The organism is Mycoplasmopsis californica (assembly GCF_000695835.1).
GTDB lineage: Bacteria > Bacillota_I > Bacilli_A > Mycoplasmatales > Metamycoplasmataceae > Mycoplasmopsis > Mycoplasmopsis californica.
Genome location: NZ_CP007521.1, coordinates 207,863 through 226,506, shown reverse-complemented (window position 1 = coordinate 226,506; position 18,644 = coordinate 207,863). Strand labels below are relative to the sequence as shown.

Sequence of the window (18,644 nt, the reverse complement as noted above, 5' to 3'; positions counted from 1 at the left end):
GAAAATGAAAAAGAAAATTATATTAACACTAACAACCAGTGTTTTTGGTATTTTACCAATTACACTTGCGGCTTCTTGCCAATCAGAAAATAAAAAACCTGAACCAAATCCCTCACTAGCTCAGCCTACACCACATAAAAATAAAATTGATCCATCGATAGAAAAAAAATTCAAAGATGCCAATAATGTTTTTGAATTAAGTTTCAAAAATAACAAAACAAAAGCTGATTACACCGCACAAGGATTTGCCAAGGCAAAAAACGATATCATAATTAAGTTAAAACCAAATATCGCAAGTGAATACGATGTTCAACTTTCGTCTGTATCATCAAATAATGATAATAGTTCAGGAGTTGGTGCCTTAACACTGCTATTTACCAATAAAAAAAATAAAAATATTCAACATTACTTCACATATATAATTGAAGGTCTAAAGAAATCGAACATAAACGATGATGGCACAGTCCCTGATAGAAATCAAAATAAGGATGCTAACTGATATAAAAATTATCTAGGAGCTTCACAGGAGCAAAGATACAAGTTAGACAATGATGAATATGATAAATTTCTAATTCAACAATATTTAGCACACGGAAAAACAGTTGCAACAGCTAGACCAGAGCTAGAATACACTAATGAAAAAGCACAAAAGTTCAATCAAAAAGCTACAAAAGTCAATCTTCCATCATACGATAGTTCAATATTCAAAGGTTTTACAGTACCAAAACTAAAAAGTGATGGCACAGTAGAAGGTCTAGCGATTCAACCGGATAGAACATTACCTTCTGATTTCAGCCAAACGGACTTTTTAGGAAAGAAAAACCCTTATAAATCTGTCGGCCTTGCTCGTTTATTACCAAATCAAAAATATATCGATATTGCCAAACAAACTATCTCAGTTTACTTTAGTTACTGAGATACATTCGATAAAGAAATTAATCCTAGAAAACAATACATTGAAAGATTAAAAGGTTCTGATAAGGATAAGGCTCTAAAAGAATACCAAAACGAGTTAATTGAGCCACTAGATAAAAGAATTATTGATTTAAAACTAGAATTCGACTTCGAATACAAAAGAAATGCTGAAGTTAATAAGCCATTAATTAAAAAAACATACGACGAAAAAATAGCTAGTGTTCAACAAGAAATTAATGAAATTAAGGCGTATTCACATCAACAAGCTATTGAAAGGCTTGAAAAAGAAATAAAAGAATTTGAAGCTAAAATTAGCGAAAAAAGAAGTCGTAGAAGAGCTGCCGGTACTATGTGAATTCTAGACTATGAAATTCCTAAAAATGGTGGCTATCCTACAAAATGATACTTTGGTACTAACTCACACGTTGCCAGAATAATGGCAACATCTAAATTTACAGGTATGGAAATGACGTTCATGGACAAACCTGTCGGCGTGTTAACTAAATTGAAACTAACCTCACTTGACCCGCACTTTACAACTTATGGTTGAGGTGGAGATAAAATCAAGGAAGCTGTTACTAGAGTGTTTGATGCAACTGATTATTTAACATCCTCTCCAAAAGATTATTTAATCGGAGAACAAAAAGAAAAATACAAAAATGTTGAGGAAATGGCTGATTTTGCTGTAATTGAGGTTGATTTTGCCAAGCTAGCTGAATTATCAACAAGCTCTAATGATTTAACTTTTGGCGCAACAAAAGAACAAAAAACAATTGAAAACGTATCGAAAGATGCGCAAGACATGGCTAAAGCAGTTACAAATGATTATTACTCACTTCCGGCTGAGAAAAAAATTAAATTTCTATCAACTTCATATTTACGCGACTATGACAAAATCGATTATCAATTAGCAGTTAAGAATGGTAAAACTCCTAAAAAAACTGATCAACTCTTCGCCCTTGGTTATCCTCGTGGCGATGAAGACTTCTTCTTCCGCCGCGATGTAGATGATGAGCAAAACAAAATTAAAAAGACATCTCATAGTTTGTGAATTAACTCAGATTACGAATTTTACGATGCTAAACCACAAAGTGAAGGTGGTCAACCGTCAATTTCTAAGGAAAAACTAGATAAAGGTGATTATTTATCTTACAATTTAAGTTTTCGTACATTTACAAATAAACCAGGAATTAATGATGGATTTATTGCTAACCCAATTGTCGCTAAAGATATTTATGACACTTATGACAAAGATGGCGAAACTTTAAAACAATATTTTAACAGTGGTTTACAGTACATGTTGAGACGTTTTGTACCTTTTGGTGGCGCTTCTGGTTCAAGTGTTAGAAATCAAAACAACGAATTGGTGGGAATCTTGCACTCAGTTTATCCAAAAGCTAAAACCAGTGTAATTGCCGCATTTAGATCAGAAGGTTACAACTATCAAGGTGCCTACGGAAATTACAATTTACCACAATATGACCTAATCTATGGTGGTGGAAAAGACCAAAAAAACTCATATCGTCAAGCACTAAAAGCAAAATATGCCGAGGGCATAAAAACATATTTATTCGAAAATGGAATCGAGGATAACAATGTGCCTCAACAATTTAAATTTCAAAATTAAAACTAATGAACATAAGGAGGAAAAATGAATGATTATGTGTTAGATAACAAACAAATATATGACGACTATGATTCATTAGTTAATAAACAAAAACGTAATTGAACGGTAAGAATTTATAAAATACTGGCTGCTTCTTGATTTTTTATAGCTGCAACGTTATTATTTATTTTTGCTGAAAAAACACTGATGTCTATTGATGTTTTCCCAGATAAAAGTCCTTTATACTTCTTGAATTTCTCAACTACACAATTTAAAGAGTTAAATTTTACAACCCTGTTAAGATTGTCATTATTAATGTTTTTGTTTGTGTATCCACTTTCAAAAATATTCACAGATCTTTACCTAAATAAAGAAAAATCGCATTTATACTGACCTTGGTTCTCTGTATATTCGCTAACTTCTATCTCTGCATTTATTTTGTTCTTTACATACACAAATATAAATTCAGCGGAAATAATCAAAATATCATTTGCTTTTATTCCGTTATTTGCACTTGATTTATCATACGCACTATTTTCATATTTAACTAAGCGTAAAAGTGATCCATTGGTATTTGGCAATACAAAAAATCTAATAATTACTTATATTGCACGAGCTTTATTACTAATTATTGGAATTACCATTTTATTTATGTGAGCTAAGAGTTCTTATTCACAAAATGATGGATATGTCGAAATGTTACATAATAATTACTTTAACGATTGATTTAGAAATCTATTTGAAATTAAAAAACCAACTAATTTATTGCTTTCTATTGCTATTTTCGTTGCTGTTAGCTTATTATTATTTTTCGCCTTATGGGACAAAGTTATTTTAGCTATTTCAAATAAGTATGACCAAGGTTACTTTAAAAACGCTTTACTTTTCAACGTAATCATTTTGGCATCAATTGTAATATGAATGTTTAGATTATTTGGCATTTCCGCTAATAAAATAAGTTATCTAGACCCGAAATTGATTTATCCAATTAACTGAGCGCCTGTAGCATTTATGATTGTACCAATACTAACTTGCACCCTATACTTCATCCTTACATTCGTTCGCAAAATAAATACAAAAAGCTTAATTGTTAACACTATCATATTAAGCTTGCTATGCGTTATTAATTCAGGAACATTTATGTTTATGATGCTTAATGATGTCAATACAAAAGTGGCATTAGTAGTAATGTTTATGACTGTATTTTGCATGAGTTTAATGATTGGTTTATACATTTATAAAAACTTCTCTGTATCACGTTTAACACTGATTTTCATCAATCTTTTAGTTATTTCATCGATATTGATGATCGCGGTTCTTGGTGCAAACCAAGTAATGTTAAGTCACAAAAATCAATCACTAAACTACATTAATTCAGCTCTGGATCTAGGACAAATTTTTGCACTATCTCACTTTATTCTAGCTCTTACTTTCTTATCAGCGACAATTATTCGTTTATGAATTACACTATATCGTTTAGCAAAAAATAAAACCCAAAGAGAGGTAAAATAATGAACAAATCAACAAGAAAAGAACAACGAAAAATCAAAGAACTAAATCGCTTAAATGAATTAGTTTTATTTGACTTATATTCTCTATATAATGAAAAAGTTCAACACCCTCGCTTCATTAACTTTACTCAGTTAAATGCTTCAATTCTTTTATCAATGGGTTTAGGTTTTGAATCACCTATTTATACTTCATACACTTCAGCAATTAAAAACGCAGTTGAGAAACGTTTTAATATTGTTTTTAAAGAATTTATTATTGGTTTTGATATTATCCCTAAATTTAGCGAAACAATTCTAGTCCCTATAATTACTCAGTGAGAATCATCAGCGACAGATTCAATTAATGTCAGAGATTCAGAACATGCAGGATTAAATGAATTTTTATCTCAGCTAAACATTAAAATAGCTAAGTTAATTAATGATAATTATTTACTTGAAGTTATTCCTGGCTCAGTAATGTTTAAATCACAACAAACTGGTAAATTAAAACTATTATTTGGCAAAGACTTACTTGCTCGTATCGAAAATTAATTATGCATTTTAAAAAAATTGAACAAAAAAAAGATAGTTTAGAAAACATATACACAAAAGCTAATAATCAAAAAAATATTTTGCTTATTAACATTATGAAACTGAACAAAAAACTTCAATTTTATGTCAATAATGCACTTACCAGTAAAAGTTTAATTTTAGACTTAAAAACAGAGTATAACATCAAAAACAACTTCATCCACAATCGTGGCTTAAAAGATACCAAAATTGGCAAAAAGTTCGCTCATCTATTCAGCAAACCAAAGCAATTATGAGTATATTTAACTGAGGAACAAAAACACTCAACCGACTCATATACACGTTATGAGAAAATGATTTTAGAGCAAATCACAAAAGCCAGAGCTGATTTTGTAGTTATTGGCCAACGGGCAATTGATTTTGCCAAAACACACAATTTAAATGTAATTAAATCATTTACGGAAGAACAAAAAACTAAGGAATTAGCCACCGAACTTGCTTTCTTAATCAAGCTTTTATATGTTGATGAAGTTTATGATTCAGTTCATTTTGTAATTTCAACTAATAAAAGTTTTCGCAAAGGTTTTACAATCCTACCATTGGAAAAATTTGACGTTCACAAATTAACAAATCTTGATAAACCAATAAATACTACGCAAATTCGTGAGTTTGAAATCTATCCAGACTTAAATCGTTTTATCGACAGTGAAATTAATATTTTTCTTTCAAACGCAATTCATTCATTAATAATTGAATCTTACTTTTATAATGCTAAAAATAACTTGATAAGCACAAACCAAACAATCAAGCAACTTGATGAAGATATCCTAAAATTAAGAAAAAAAATAATCAAACACAAACGCGAACTTGAAGTTGAAGATATTGTCATGTTTTTTAGAAAAAAAGATAATAAGGCAGGTAAAGATGTCTAAAAATATAAGAATTCAAATTAATTCATTGTCATCTTCGCCAATCTCTTTTAATAAAGCGTCGTTACACTTCAATCTTCAAAATGAAATTGTTTTTATCCCAATTGAACGAAAAAGTATTGCCAGCTTTGAACAAACTCTTATCAAAGTTGATGATAAACAAACGCAACAATCTTTTTATATATTTTTAAATAATTCAAACATCGTTATTAATGATGAAATTGCGACTATAAATACATTTTCTGAGGCCAAACTATATATAGAAGATAAACTAAACTTTCCAAAAGAAATCATTAAACACGAGTTAAAACAGGTTACACAGGAAATTAACTTTTTAACAGCATCATTAAGCATAGGGCTAAAAGTTGATGAAGCAATTCGCTTAAATTATCTAAAAGAATTGCAATTTGAACTAAAAATGAAGCTTGCATTAAATCTAATCGAGTATGAAGGAGACTATAATGAGTAAAAAACCTAAATTATTGTTTTCACTTGGCCTAATTAGCTCAACATTGCTTCCTTTAATTTCAACATCCACTCGTTTAGATGGCGATGCTAAACCATCTACCCCGGTTGAACCTAATGATCCTTCTAAACCAGGAGATAAACCAGTTCAACCTACCAAAACTATTGATCCTAAATTCGATACTTTTGCACAAGAACATCAAAAAATTCTTGAAAGTGGTTTGAAAAGTGCAATTACAGTAGCAATTAGTTTTTTAAAAAATGAAATGGCGAAACTTGATGCTGATAAAAAAATTGACTACGGAACTAAAATCTCAAAAAAAGTTTATTTATCAAAACTTATTAACTACTTCACTAAATATCAAGAGCAAATAATTAAAGAGCATGATAAATACGGCTTCAACATTACATTCCCATATGCTCTTTCAGCATTGAAAAAATTCCAGCGCGGAAACATTGAGTTTAACAATAAAAAATACTCAAATGTACTGTACGGTACTGAAAAAGACAACGCTAAAACAAGATATGATCGAATTATTAAAAAAGAATTAATATCTAATCTTAATCAAGAAGACAACTTTATTAGCGAAAAACGTTTTAAAGATACAATCCAAAATTATTACACCAGCCTTGCACAAGAAATTGGCAAAATAATTTATTCTGAAAAACACTTTCTTAAAGTTGATGACCCTGATAATGGCTTCCACTTGAAATTTCCTGATAAAAAAGGAAACAATCAAGAAGAAGGTAAAATTGAAATATCAGCTCCAAAAGTTAATGGTAAGGCAACAACCTGAGACGATTACATTAAATCTAAAATACTACCTCGCTTTCTTGAATTTGACTTAATCAAAAATCAAGAGTACAAAGACGAAGAACAAAAACAAAAATCTCCTAAAAAACCACCATTAATTCCGCCATTAGTTCCTGGAAAGCCAATTTTAGCACCCCCAGTCAAAGCTGATGTCGAAGCATTACCTTCACTTGAACCTCAAATTCGTGCTGAATATGTAAATAAATCAATTAGTGAGCTAAATAACTTAATTAACAGTGCAAATCAAGATAAATTTTTCTTCTTTAACAACCCGGTAAATACTCGTTATGTGTATAAAGTTGTGTCAATTGAGCAATCATTAGCCAAGGTTTCAATTGAGGATATTAATCAACCAAGTATCAAGCGTATTTACACAGTTAATTTCGATATTTCTAAGCAAAGGGACGCTAAAAAGCAACTTATTCGCTATAACCATGTTCAAGGGATCAGAGAAGTTGTAATCCAATTTTATAATGCTGTTGGACTAGATGAAAAATTACTTTATCAAAATTTAGCAAATGACAATTTAATCAATACAGTATTTGGTATGGTTGATCAGTTTGTTAAAACAATTTACTCAGACAATTATGTCTTACATCAAGAAGAAGATATTAGATACTGAAGTGATAAATTAACAACAATTAATGATAAAAAGACTGCTAATTTAGCGAAAAACTCAGCGAAAAACTTATTTTTAACAGCAGTTGCCACCTCAACATTTAACACTCAACCAACCTGATCGGCACTAGCCCAAGTTTTTGATAGTTTAATCAATGAATATACACAAGATGTATTTAGATTGAATAACAAAACAATAAAAAGCAATATTGACGTAATGAATAAGCAATATGCATCTAAATTAAAAGTCAAACCTGATTATAAGGTAGAAACAATTGATGAATTTGTCGACCAAATTCAAAAAGATGTCTATAGATTACGTGCTTTAGCAAATTACGAAACCTTAAATATGGTATCTTGATTTAATAAATACACTGCTAAGCTTGAATACATTAAAAACGAATTCCTTGCATTACGTGATTTATCTAATAATTTAGCAGTTAATGAACAAACCTACCAAAAATTTCACGAAGCGTACTTATTTGCTCAAAAGTCAATTGATAAAAATAAAGCGGATGTTAAACATGCACGATTTAATATAGGTATTACTTTGTTAGTTGTAGCATCAATAGTTCATCTATTATTTATAGCTTTAATGGTAATAAACTACAAAACATTTAAACAAAGAAAAATAAGAAGCTTATACATTCTATTCTTAGCGATTTCAATCATCTTCTTCATTGCAGGGATAAATCTGATGTTGCTATAAGAAAGGTAAAATATGAACAACTCAATTAATTTAAAAAATCCAGTGATTTCATCAATTTTTGACTATATGGTTGAAGTCGTTGGTGTATTTAACTACTCACAAAATCAAATGTTTATCGCTAAAAATAAGCCACATATTAAATTTATTTTAATTAATGCTCACAGAGATAAAGCTGTTCTACTTTCAAGTGACCAAGATGGTGAATTATCTGTTGGCGATGAATTACAATTGTTAGACACAAACATCAATGTCTTTACAAGTTCATCATACTTTGGCAAGGTGATTGATGTTGCTGGTAATATAGTACTTCCAGTTGCAAAAGAAAAGCCTAAATTCAGTCCTTTTGATAAATCAACTCCAATTTTTAGATTGGCACATGACTTAATGAGCGTCAAAACTCTTGACCAACAACTTTACACTGGTTTAAACGCAATCGATTTATTAATCCCGATTGGTAAAGGACAACGTGAATTAATCATCGGTGATCGTCAGACAGGAAAAACTCACATTGCATTAAACACAATTATCAATCAAGCGAACAAAAACGTAAAATGTATCTATGTTGCGATTGGCCAAAAACGTGAACAAATTGCGGCAATTTATTCAACATTAGAAAAATATAACGCACTACAAAATACCATTATTATTGATGCATTTGCCACTTCAACATATGACCAATATCTAGCTCCTTATGTTGGTATGGCACACGCTGAAAACCTTTCAGAAAACGAAGATGTTTTAATTGTTTTTGATGATTTAACAAAACACGCTAACGTCATTCGTGAAATGGCACTTCTTTCAGATGCGCCAGTTGGAAAAGAAGCGATGCCAGGAAACATTTTCTTCGCTCACTCACAACTTTTAGAAAGATCAGGAAGCTTTATCGGACGTAAAACCATTACAGCATTGCCAATTCTTCAAACAATTGACGGGGATATTACTTCATTAATAAGCTCAAATATTATCTCAATTACAGATGGGCAAATTGTAACAAGTGCTGACTTATTTAGCGCCGGTAAATTGCCTGCTATAAATATTGATTTATCAGTATCTCGTACTGGTTCAAGTGTGCAAAATCGTACAATTACAAAAGTTGCTGGTGAAATTGGAAAAATTTTCCGTAAATACAAACGTCACTTAAAATTGGCTAATTTAGACTACGAATTCAACGCCGAAACATCAGCATTGCTAGCTAAAGGAAAAATGATTGATAAAATGTTTACTCAAAAAGGGTACTCATTATATTCAGATCGCTTTATTTTGCTAACTTCAAAAATTATTGCTTGAAATCTATTTAAAGGCGTAACTAACGAACAAAAAGCTATGAGATACCTAAATAAATTAATTGACACTCATGCTGAAGCTAAAAGAGCTTATGACATTATCGCCAGTGGTCAAAAATATGATGACACAATGACAAAGAATTTCTTCGCTTTTGCGTTGAAAGAATACTCAAATTACTTAAATTTAGGATGAAACATTAAATTAGATCACTCGTTCCTAGAATTTGATAAAAATTATCTTGACAAAATTGCTCAACAGTTAGGAGATAAATAATGACCGGTACAATTATAAAATTTAACTCAGATGTTATTGAAATTACTTTTGACCAACGTTCACTGCCAAAAGTTAATCATCTTTTAACTTTACACAACGGTAAAACTTATTTACTGGTAAAACGAGTTTTAGACGATAAAACCGTTCGGGCAATTGTTATCTATGCTTCACAACCAATTTCTTTAAGTGATGAAGTTGTAAATACACAAAAAAGCTTTATGGTACCAGTTGGTAAGGAATCGAAAAATAATATTTATAGTTTTACTGGCGAACCATTATTACCAACAAATGTTAAACCTAAATATGTTGAAATGAACTCAACAATTAACAAAGATAAGTTCATTAATAACCAAGTTCAAATTATCGAAACTGGAATTAAAGCAATCGACTTTTTCATCCCGATTGTAAAAGGTTATAAAATCGGTATTTTTGGGGGAGCTGGTGTTGGTAAAACGGTTCTTATGAAAGAATTAATTTTTAATGTTAACTCTAACAATAAACAGACATCAAACATATTCATCGGGTCAGGCGAGCGTTCGCGTGAAGGTATTGAGCTATACAATGAATTAAAAAGCTCAGATTTACTAAAAAACTCAGTAATGTATGTGTCGAAAATGAACGAATCGCCAGGTGCGAGAATGTCTATTGTTCCAATTGGAATTACCGCTGCTGAATACCTAAGAGACACAGAAAAAGAAGATGTATTGTTATTTATCGATAATATCTATCGTTTTGTGCAAGCTGAAAACGAAGTGAGTTCGTCACTAGGTAAAAAACCATCTGTGGGTGGATACCAATCAACGCTTGAAAGTGATGTTGCTAATGTTGAACATCGTATGTTCAAAAATGAAAATGGTGCTATCACATCGTTCCAAACAATGTTTTTACCAATGGATGATCTATCAGACCCATCAGCCGTAGCGGTATTTAATCACCTTGACGGAAACTTAGTTTTATCACGGGCACAAACAGCTAAAAATATATTCCCCGCTTTCGACCCACTTGCTTCACAATCTAACTCAGTTAATGAAGCTATTATTGGTAAAGAACACTTAGAAGCAATTATTGAAGCTAAAAGAATGTTGAAAACATACAAAGACCTTGAAGATGTTATTATGATTTTAGGTTTTGATGAATTAGATGATGAAAATAAAACAATAGTTAAAAAAGCTCTACAGCTAGAAAGTTTTTTTACTCAGAATTTCTTCATGACTGAACACTTTACAAAAGCTCCCGGTCAATTCGTGAAGCTAAAAGACACTATTAAAAGTGTTCAAAAAATTCTTAACGGTGAGTATATCAAACAAAGTCCTGAAATCTTCTCATACGTAGGTTCAGCTCTTGATATTCCTACTGATAAAGAACTAGGACTATAATCGGTTAAAAATATGAGTTTTTGAAAGCAAAAACGCAATAAAATTATCATAGGTGCGGTTAGCGGAACAATTATTGTATCAACTTTAGGTGCAACAGTTGTTTACACTCTTACAGCAAGTGTCAAAAATTCCCTTACATATAAAACACAAGCCCCAGCATCTCCTAATTTTATTGCGAACAATAACTTAGATTTAAATAGTGCGGTTATTTCAAATGCTGATGCGAACTTACGCGAAATCATACAAAGCGAACAACCTAAGCCAGAAAAACCGAAGCCTGAAATTATTAATATCGCCCCTAAACCTCCTGAACCAAAGACTGAGCCTATAAAGGTTGAACCTAAAAAAGTTGAAAAGGTTAAAACAGAAAAACCAAAGCCTAAATCTGAGGAAAAAAATAAGAAAATCACACCTTTGAAACACAAGCAACAACCGCTTAAAATAAATAAGCTCCCGCCGGTACTAAAACCTGCGGAACCTAAAAAGCCAAAGGATGAAATAAAACAAAAAAACGATAAAAAACCAGTACTTCCTACTGAAAAACCTGCAATTAGAGTGGAAAAACCTAAACCACCTATTCCTGCTCCACCAGTAATAAATACTACCCCTTTACCACCCGCTAACACTACTCCTTCATTTGTTCCTGCGCCCGAAGATGTTGCACCAGCACCAGCGGAAACAAAAATAATTAATACCCAGATTGAAATTGCTGGTAAATTAGTAAATGCAAAAGTGCAAGTTAAAATTCAACGTATTGTTTCGCAATACGACATTAAAAAAGGTATAGCAAACCGTGAAGAATACGTTAATAGCTCAGTCGACAAAATAATTAGTGTGGAAACAACTCCGGAATTAGAAAAAGCAAACCTACTGATAGGACTAGGAGATGGTCAAAGTAATAGTGGAATTCGAGCTAAATATATAGCTAATTTAATTGCTGACGATATTAAAAACTTTCAACACCAACCGGAAAAATTTCAACAACACATTAAAAATAACTGAGAAAACTTTTGACAAAAACAATTCGATCGCTGAAAATTACTTTTCGACTCTAACAACGTTGTTAAATTTATAAAACAAGAAAAGCTACAAGAATATCAAAATACCAATTGATCCAGCATAGAACATAGATATTTATGACTGTATCATAATTTAGATTGGTCAAAAATAACAGAGTTAACTGATCGTGCAAAAAGATTCCTTGCTGAAGGTTTTACAATTAGCGAGGAAAACTCGTTTTTAACTGAAGATGGTAAAATTGACGCCTGAGCTTCTAGCTTACCTAGAAAATATAATTCAGTAATATCAAGAATTGATCGTGATAATAAAACTAAAAGATTTATTGACTATGATGATGGTGATAAAGGACCTTTCTTCCGTTCTCCTGATGATATAAAAAATGGAATATATCCAGGCTGAACCAACTCTAATGTTACTGAAGAAGAGAAATTTAAGTCACTGAACATTCAAAAAACCGATGGTATAAATATAATTAGAAAAACTCGCGATAAAGAAGAAGCTGGCAAAATTAATGAGGTCAATGTGCTTGAAATTGACGCTGCAAATGAAGACGGTTACCAAAAAACAATTAATATACTAAAAGATGTTAAAAAACACCCAGAATGAAATATTAAATCATTTAAAATATTCAACATGGGTAAAAATGATAGTTCGCAAAAATTCAAAGATATTCTTAGCGAACTTCCTGATGATATAGGGCAACTAGAACTTTCATTTAGTGATACAGCAACAAACACCGGTTCATTAATTGCTCTTGAAAACAAAAATATTAAAGAATTATCTCTTTATACACTAGGTAATTCATTATTAGAAGATTGAAAAATTAACCCGTTAGCACTGAAAAATACACGTTGAGTCAATACAAATGATTACAATGTTAGCCATGAATTTAAAAAAGGTTCACAAATAGCAACAAGAATTACTTTTAACACACTTTCATTCGATGCGGGCGATTATCAACCCGACAAAAGCGATCCTTATGAACGTATTAATGACGGTTTAAGAATGGCTTACTGAGTTAGAAATAATGAGCCTATTTTTCAGGGACAATACGGACCCGGAAAAGACGATCCAGATAATAATGAACACACAAATTCATACCCGACAGCACTAGATTTTAGTAATATTCCACAAATTAAAACATTAAAAGGCCTTATATTCAAAGATATTATTAAGCCACAAAACGGATCAAGAAAAATAACAAAAGTAACTTTTTTCAACGATAAAAAGCATTTTGAATTAAGTGAAAATGACTTAAATGATGCCGGATTTGAAAATATTGTTAATAATCCACCATACGAAAAGGGTAAAATTGCATTCTCAAATGGTAATACAACACAAGAAATCAAAATAAATAGCACTACAATACTAAGTGCTAATGCAATTCATAATCTTCATAAATTTATTGAATTTGCGAGAAATAATAACGAATTTAAAGGCACAATAATTATTCAATTAGGGGCAGATGAACTAAAAGCACAACTAGAACAAGCAGGTTTCAAGGTCGAACAAAGAGATGGCGATCTTGAATATGCTTAAATGCTTAACTTGAATACACGAGTGTGTATTCATTTTATTAAAAATAGCCAAAATACACATATTATGAGTATATAGGTAAAAAAATCACTTCTTTTTCATAAAATTTAATCACTTTAAAAACTTCCAAGTAAATCAAAATAATGATATTTTTATGAAAATCTTTAAGCATCTAATAGATACTTACAAATGAGTATAATAAAATCAACAAGGAATATCATGCTCAAAAAATTTAAAAAACGTAATAGAAATATTTTAATAGCATTATCAGCAACTGTGACTGTGTCCTCAGTTATTGCCACAGCTGTATATTTTTCTACAGCTAAATCCAGTGGATCAATAAATTATCAGACAACTGCAAACGCAAAAATAAATTTACAACAAAAAAATGATTTAGCAAAAACTCTCGCTTCAAACAGCGACAGCACACAAATTGAAATCAAAAAACCTGATCCAATTAAAAATGAAACTAAGCCCAAGCCAACTGAAAAACCAATAGTTATTAAAACTGATACTGAAAAACCCAAAAAAGATAATAAACTGCCTCAAAATCAAGAAAAACCTAAGCCAAAACCTTTACCAAAACCTGAAGAGAAGAAAAAAGAAAGTATTGTAAATAAACCAAAAAATCCACAAAAAGAATTACACTTTCTAGGTAAAAAGTTTAGCGATGTTGACGTCGAATCATCGCCACAACCTCAACGATTTATTCCTGATTATGACAAAATTCATAAATTAACTAATGTGAAACCTTATATTAATCACGTGGTACCAAAACTTATAAGTCTAAAATACGATGAAGCTTTCAAACAAAAAGTTATTGATGATGCTAAAAATGACAAAATTGGTGTTTTTAGTCAAGAAAATAAAAATCTTGTCGGAATAGCCATTGGTTTACAAAATAAAGATCTGCAGTCATTTATTAAACAAAACCCACAAAAGTGAGAACACGAGTTTGAACGTTGAAAACGTCTTTTTGACAGTAATGATACAGCCAAAATATTAAAGTTTTTAAACGATGAAGGCAAGAGACTATATCCAACAATGCAATTTGATTCTAAGGAGCATCGTTATATTTGATTGATGAGCCACATTGATGAATCAAAAATCAATAAACTTTCGACATCCGCGCAAAAAAACTTGAATGAAGGCTATATTATTGACCCAAGAAACACATATATTAACGAAGATGGAGAATTAGATAGCTTTACTTACACCCCACCTGACGAATACAACACAGTAACAAATCGTATGCGAAAAGATAATTTAGAAAGACGCGTTTTTAGCTACAATTCTCCATACGGAAGAACTCCTGCCGACATTCAAGACGGAACATATCCCGGATGAGATCGAGAAGATGTTACTCGTTCTCACCCCGTTTTTAAAGATTTTTTAAAACCAAATGACGGAATTAAAATTATTAAAATGACACGAAAAGAGCGAATAAATAAAGAAGACGCTTTCAATGAAGGGTTAGTTATTGATTTAGATGCTGGAAACGATGAAGGTTATAAAAAATCGCTTGCGTTAATTAAAAAAGTTAAAGAAAATAATCTTGTCGTTGCATCTTGAAGAATTAGAAATATGGGTAAATTTGAGCAAGGTCAAAAATTTAAACATATACTTTCAGAATTACCTAACGAAATAATGCAACTTGATCTACAAATGAGTGCAGAAGCCACAAACACAGGGGCATTAATCGCACTTGAAAATAAACATATAAAAGAATTATCACTTTATACTGATGGAAATTCAACACTCGAAGACTGAAACATCAATCCATTTTCAGTCCGAAATACTGAATGAATCAACACAAATGACTATAATGCTAACCGTGGATATGCTCCTGGCGTAGTAGTGTGAAGTAGAATCTTATTCAATACACTTAGCTTTGATGAAGGGGATCACAACCCGAATGCAAGCACAGAGGAAGAAGAATTTGACAGAATTAACAAAGGTTTAAGAATAGCTTACTATTCACGAAATAATGAACCATTCTTCCAAGGCGGTTTTGGTCCGGGTTTAAATCCTGACCACAATGAGGGCAATAATTCATACCCAACTGGGTTAGATTTTAGCCGTCTTGGAACCATTAAAACATTAAGAGGATTAGTATTTAGAGACATTCAAAAACCTTCAAACGCCCGGCGTAAAATATGAAGAGCAAGATTCTTCAATAATTCTGACACATATACACTGACAAATAAAGACTTACATAACGCTGGATGAGAAAACTTTGCCCCACCCGTTGGGCCAATGGACAAGCCAAAAATCACATTTTCAAACGGACACCAAACAACCAAAATTAAAATTCAGGACAGCGATTTAAGTCAATTATCAATAAGAAATTTAATTAAAATGATTGAATTAATTAGAAATGATTGAAGGGAATTTCCTGCAAAAATAGTAGTTGATGCAGAAAATAAAGAATTAGTATCAAAACTACAATCTGCTGGTTTAAACGTTGAAATTGATAGCGGATTCACTTACGCATAATTTACCAAAATGTGTTAAAAATACTCGAATAAGGAGTTAAGTTATGAAAAAGAAATTATGAGTGCCTATAGGAATAACAGTTTCATTTAGCTCTTCATTCCTTGCTGCATCTTGCAAAAAAGAGGTAAATGAAAATGACCAAAACACTTTGCCTTCATTACCATCTAATTTTGAAGAAATTTTCAATCTAAAAATTAAGAATGGCAAAAATCGTGATAATTTAACAGCAGAGACAATTGCAAATGATTGAAGAAATTTGCTTTCGCTGACTATAAATGATAAATACAAAAACACTTTAAATTACGAAGTTGTCTCTGTTAATCGCGAAAATAATTCAAATGCAACTGGAATTGTTAATTTTTCAATCAAATTTACTGATAAAAAGACACAAAAATCAGTTATTAAATCTTTTAAATTACCAGGATTTAAAAAGCAAGTACAAAATAATGATTCAACTATACCATCAAGACCACAAACACTTAAACAACCGGATAAATACATTACTTCAAATCAAATCCAAAGATACCAAATTGATAATGATGCCTATCACAAGGAACAAGATGTTCAATATAAAAATCGTGGTGTAGATATTATTAAAACGAGATCGGATTTAAATTATTTAGGCCAAAATGCACAACAATTCGATAAAAAAGCGCAAATAGCCGGCGTTCCTTCTTATGAAAATTCATTATACCGTGGTTACACATTGCCAAGACTTGAAGCTAATGGCTCTATTGGTGGACTTGTAATCAACACTTATCCTGATTCAATAATTAGCAGATATAGCAGAACTGATTTTTTAAGCGATAGAGATCCTTCAAGGACTGAAGGATTGGCTCGTTTATTACCAAACCAAACATATAAACGGATCGGACTGGAAACCTATGCCGTAAGTTTTAAATATAAATATCAAAACGAAAAAGAAATTCAAGAAATTCAGCAAAAAATTAACAAACTTAAAGAATACCAAGCGCAAACTAATGCAAAAGAGCTTTTAAATCAATATTTCATTGAACCTAGTGTTAGAGAAGAAGAAACTAAAATAAAGATTCTAGAAAATGAGCGCGAAATAAAAATCGCACAAGCTGTTGCAGTCGATAAACCTGCTATTAGTAGACACTACGATTCCTTAGTAAATGAGCGAAAAAATGCAATCAATCAAATTAAAAAATACACCTATTCTGACGTTTTAAAACTATTTGAAAAAGAAATCGAAAACCAAAAAAATGATGCCAAAACCTATAATCGCATCAAAGCTCCAAGGGGAACGATGTGGATTATGGATTATAAAATCTCAGAAAACAGCAAATATCCAACAAAATGATATTTTGGCACCAATTCACATGTTGCTCGTGATATTATGCAACCTGAATTTTCATCAATTAGTATGTCGGTTATGAAGCCTAACGTTGGATTGCTAACTCGTTTTAGAATTTTGGGTTTGGATGAAAAATTTATTACTTATGGATGAGATGATCCTAAGGTGAAACAAGCAGTTAAACGAGTTTATGATGCAACCGACTATTTAAAAACCTCTCCTAAGGATTATTTAGATTCAAGCCAAAAAGAAAAATTTGCTTCCATTGAGGAAATGATAGATTTTGCCGTTGTTGAAATTGATTTTGATATTCTTGCATCAATACACAATAAATTGGTAGCCTGGAGTAATGAAAAAAGTGTTGAAATAAAACCAATGAGCGGCGAAGAATTAGCAAGATTAGTCACCAACGATTATGCTTCCAGAGATCCAAAAGATAAAGTTAAATTTTTAGCCAATTCATATTTAAAAAATTACAATAAAATCGATTTTGAATTGCAGTATCCAGAAGCAAACGGGCCAAGAAAAACTGATGAATTATTTGCATTAGGTTATCCTGGAGCAATATATGATTACTTTTTAAGAAAATATATTGACCAGGACCAAATAGATCGCGCCAAAGATTACCAGACTTTATGAACTAACTCAGATTACAGATTTTTCTCACAGAGACCAATTCAAGAAGGTGGTAAACCGAGCGTAGATGAGAAAAAATTAAATAGAGGGAATTATCTTTCATATAACATCGGATTTAGAACATTTATCGATAAACCTGGATTGAATGATGGTTTTATAGCCAACCCTGTTCGTGGTAATGAGATATATTCGACTTTCGATGAAGAAGGAAAACAAAAACAATATTGAAATACTGGTTTACAATACATGTTGCGTCACTTTGTAGGACGTGAAGGATCATCAGGTTCAAGTGTAAGAAACCAAAACAATGAAATCATCGGCGTGCACTCATCAATTGCCCCCGATTCTAAAACTGATTTTGTTTCCGCTTTTAGATCTGAAGGTTATGACTATAAAGGTGTATATGGTAAATATAATCTTCCTCAATACGACTTAATTTATGGCGGGGGCAAAGACCAAAAAACATCATACCGTCAAGCTCTTGAAAAAATGTATAAAAATCAGAACTACAAAACCTACATTTTTCAAAATGGCACTGATGAAAATAATATTCCAAATGAATTTAAATTTGACAAAATTAAGCTATTAAATCAATAGTAAATTAAAAAAACACTGAAATAAGTCAATC

At 31.3% G+C, this 18,644-nt stretch carries 11 protein-coding genes; all 11 read left to right on the top strand.

Translation table 4 applies throughout. The annotated features are described in order from the left end of the window. The first annotated feature begins 4 nt into the window (after positions 1 to 4). The 11 genes from mip (MCFN_RS00960) to mip (MCFN_RS00910) all read left to right on the top strand — a co-directional run bounded on the left by mip (MCFN_RS00960) (position 5) and on the right by mip (MCFN_RS00910) (position 18,613). The gene (gene mip / locus MCFN_RS00960) at positions 5 to 2,542 is read left to right on the top strand and encodes an Ig-specific serine endopeptidase MIP (RefSeq protein ID WP_038561330.1); all 2,538 of its coding nucleotides are present in this window, start codon (positions 5 to 7) and stop codon (positions 2,540 to 2,542) included. A 24-nt stretch (positions 2,543 to 2,566) separates the two neighbouring features. Then, a complete protein-coding gene (locus MCFN_RS00955; RefSeq protein WP_038561327.1) occupies positions 2,567 to 4,033 on the top strand; it encodes an MSC_0624 family F1-like ATPase-associated membrane protein in 1,467 nt (488 codons plus the stop codon). Beyond that, complete coding sequence (locus MCFN_RS00950; RefSeq protein WP_038561325.1) at positions 4,033 to 4,563, top strand: MSC_0623 family F1-like ATPase-associated protein; 531 nt, start codon at positions 4,033 to 4,035, stop codon at positions 4,561 to 4,563. Before MCFN_RS00955 ends, MCFN_RS00950 begins: the two co-directional genes overlap by 1 nt. Positions 4,564 to 4,565: 2 nt before the next feature. Beyond that, entirely contained in the window at positions 4,566 to 5,474 is a 909-nt protein-coding gene (locus MCFN_RS00945) for an MSC_0622 family F1-like ATPase gamma subunit (RefSeq protein WP_038561322.1), read from the top strand. Further along, on the top strand, positions 5,467 to 5,940 hold the full coding sequence (locus MCFN_RS00940; RefSeq protein ID WP_038561319.1) for an MSC_0621 family F1-like ATPase epsilon subunit: 474 nt from the start codon (positions 5,467 to 5,469) through the stop codon (positions 5,938 to 5,940). The genes MCFN_RS00945 and MCFN_RS00940 overlap by 8 nt, the downstream gene beginning before the upstream one ends. Next, positions 5,933 to 8,077, top strand: a complete 2,145-nt coding sequence (locus MCFN_RS00935; RefSeq protein WP_038561316.1) for an MSC_0620 family F1-like ATPase-associated subunit — start codon at positions 5,933 to 5,935, stop codon at positions 8,075 to 8,077. The genes MCFN_RS00940 and MCFN_RS00935 overlap by 8 nt, the downstream gene beginning before the upstream one ends. Before the next feature lie 12 nt (positions 8,078 to 8,089). Further along, positions 8,090 to 9,634: an MSC_0619 family F1-like ATPase alpha subunit gene (locus tag MCFN_RS00930; RefSeq protein ID WP_038561311.1), complete on the top strand. Its 1,545-nt coding sequence runs from the start codon at positions 8,090 to 8,092 to the stop codon at positions 9,632 to 9,634. Then, positions 9,634 to 11,010, top strand: coding sequence for an MSC_0618 family F1-like ATPase beta subunit (locus MCFN_RS00925; protein ID WP_038561309.1), 1,377 nt, complete (start codon positions 9,634 to 9,636; stop codon positions 11,008 to 11,010). Before MCFN_RS00930 ends, MCFN_RS00925 begins: the two co-directional genes overlap by 1 nt. 12 nt (positions 11,011 to 11,022) lie before the next feature. Further along, positions 11,023 to 13,569, top strand: a complete 2,547-nt coding sequence (locus tag MCFN_RS00920) for a putative immunoglobulin-blocking virulence protein (RefSeq protein WP_051604543.1) — start codon at positions 11,023 to 11,025, stop codon at positions 13,567 to 13,569. Positions 13,570 to 13,785: 216 nt separating this feature from the next. Then, positions 13,786 to 16,062, top strand: a complete 2,277-nt coding sequence (locus tag MCFN_RS00915) for a putative immunoglobulin-blocking virulence protein (protein WP_051604542.1) — start codon at positions 13,786 to 13,788, stop codon at positions 16,060 to 16,062. A 43-nt stretch (positions 16,063 to 16,105) separates the two neighbouring features. Further along, positions 16,106 to 18,613 carry an Ig-specific serine endopeptidase MIP gene (mip, locus tag MCFN_RS00910; protein WP_038561304.1) on the top strand — a complete coding sequence of 836 codons (2,508 nt, stop codon included), beginning with the start codon at positions 16,106 to 16,108 and terminating at the stop codon, positions 18,611 to 18,613. Positions 18,614 to 18,644 lie beyond the last annotated feature (31 nt).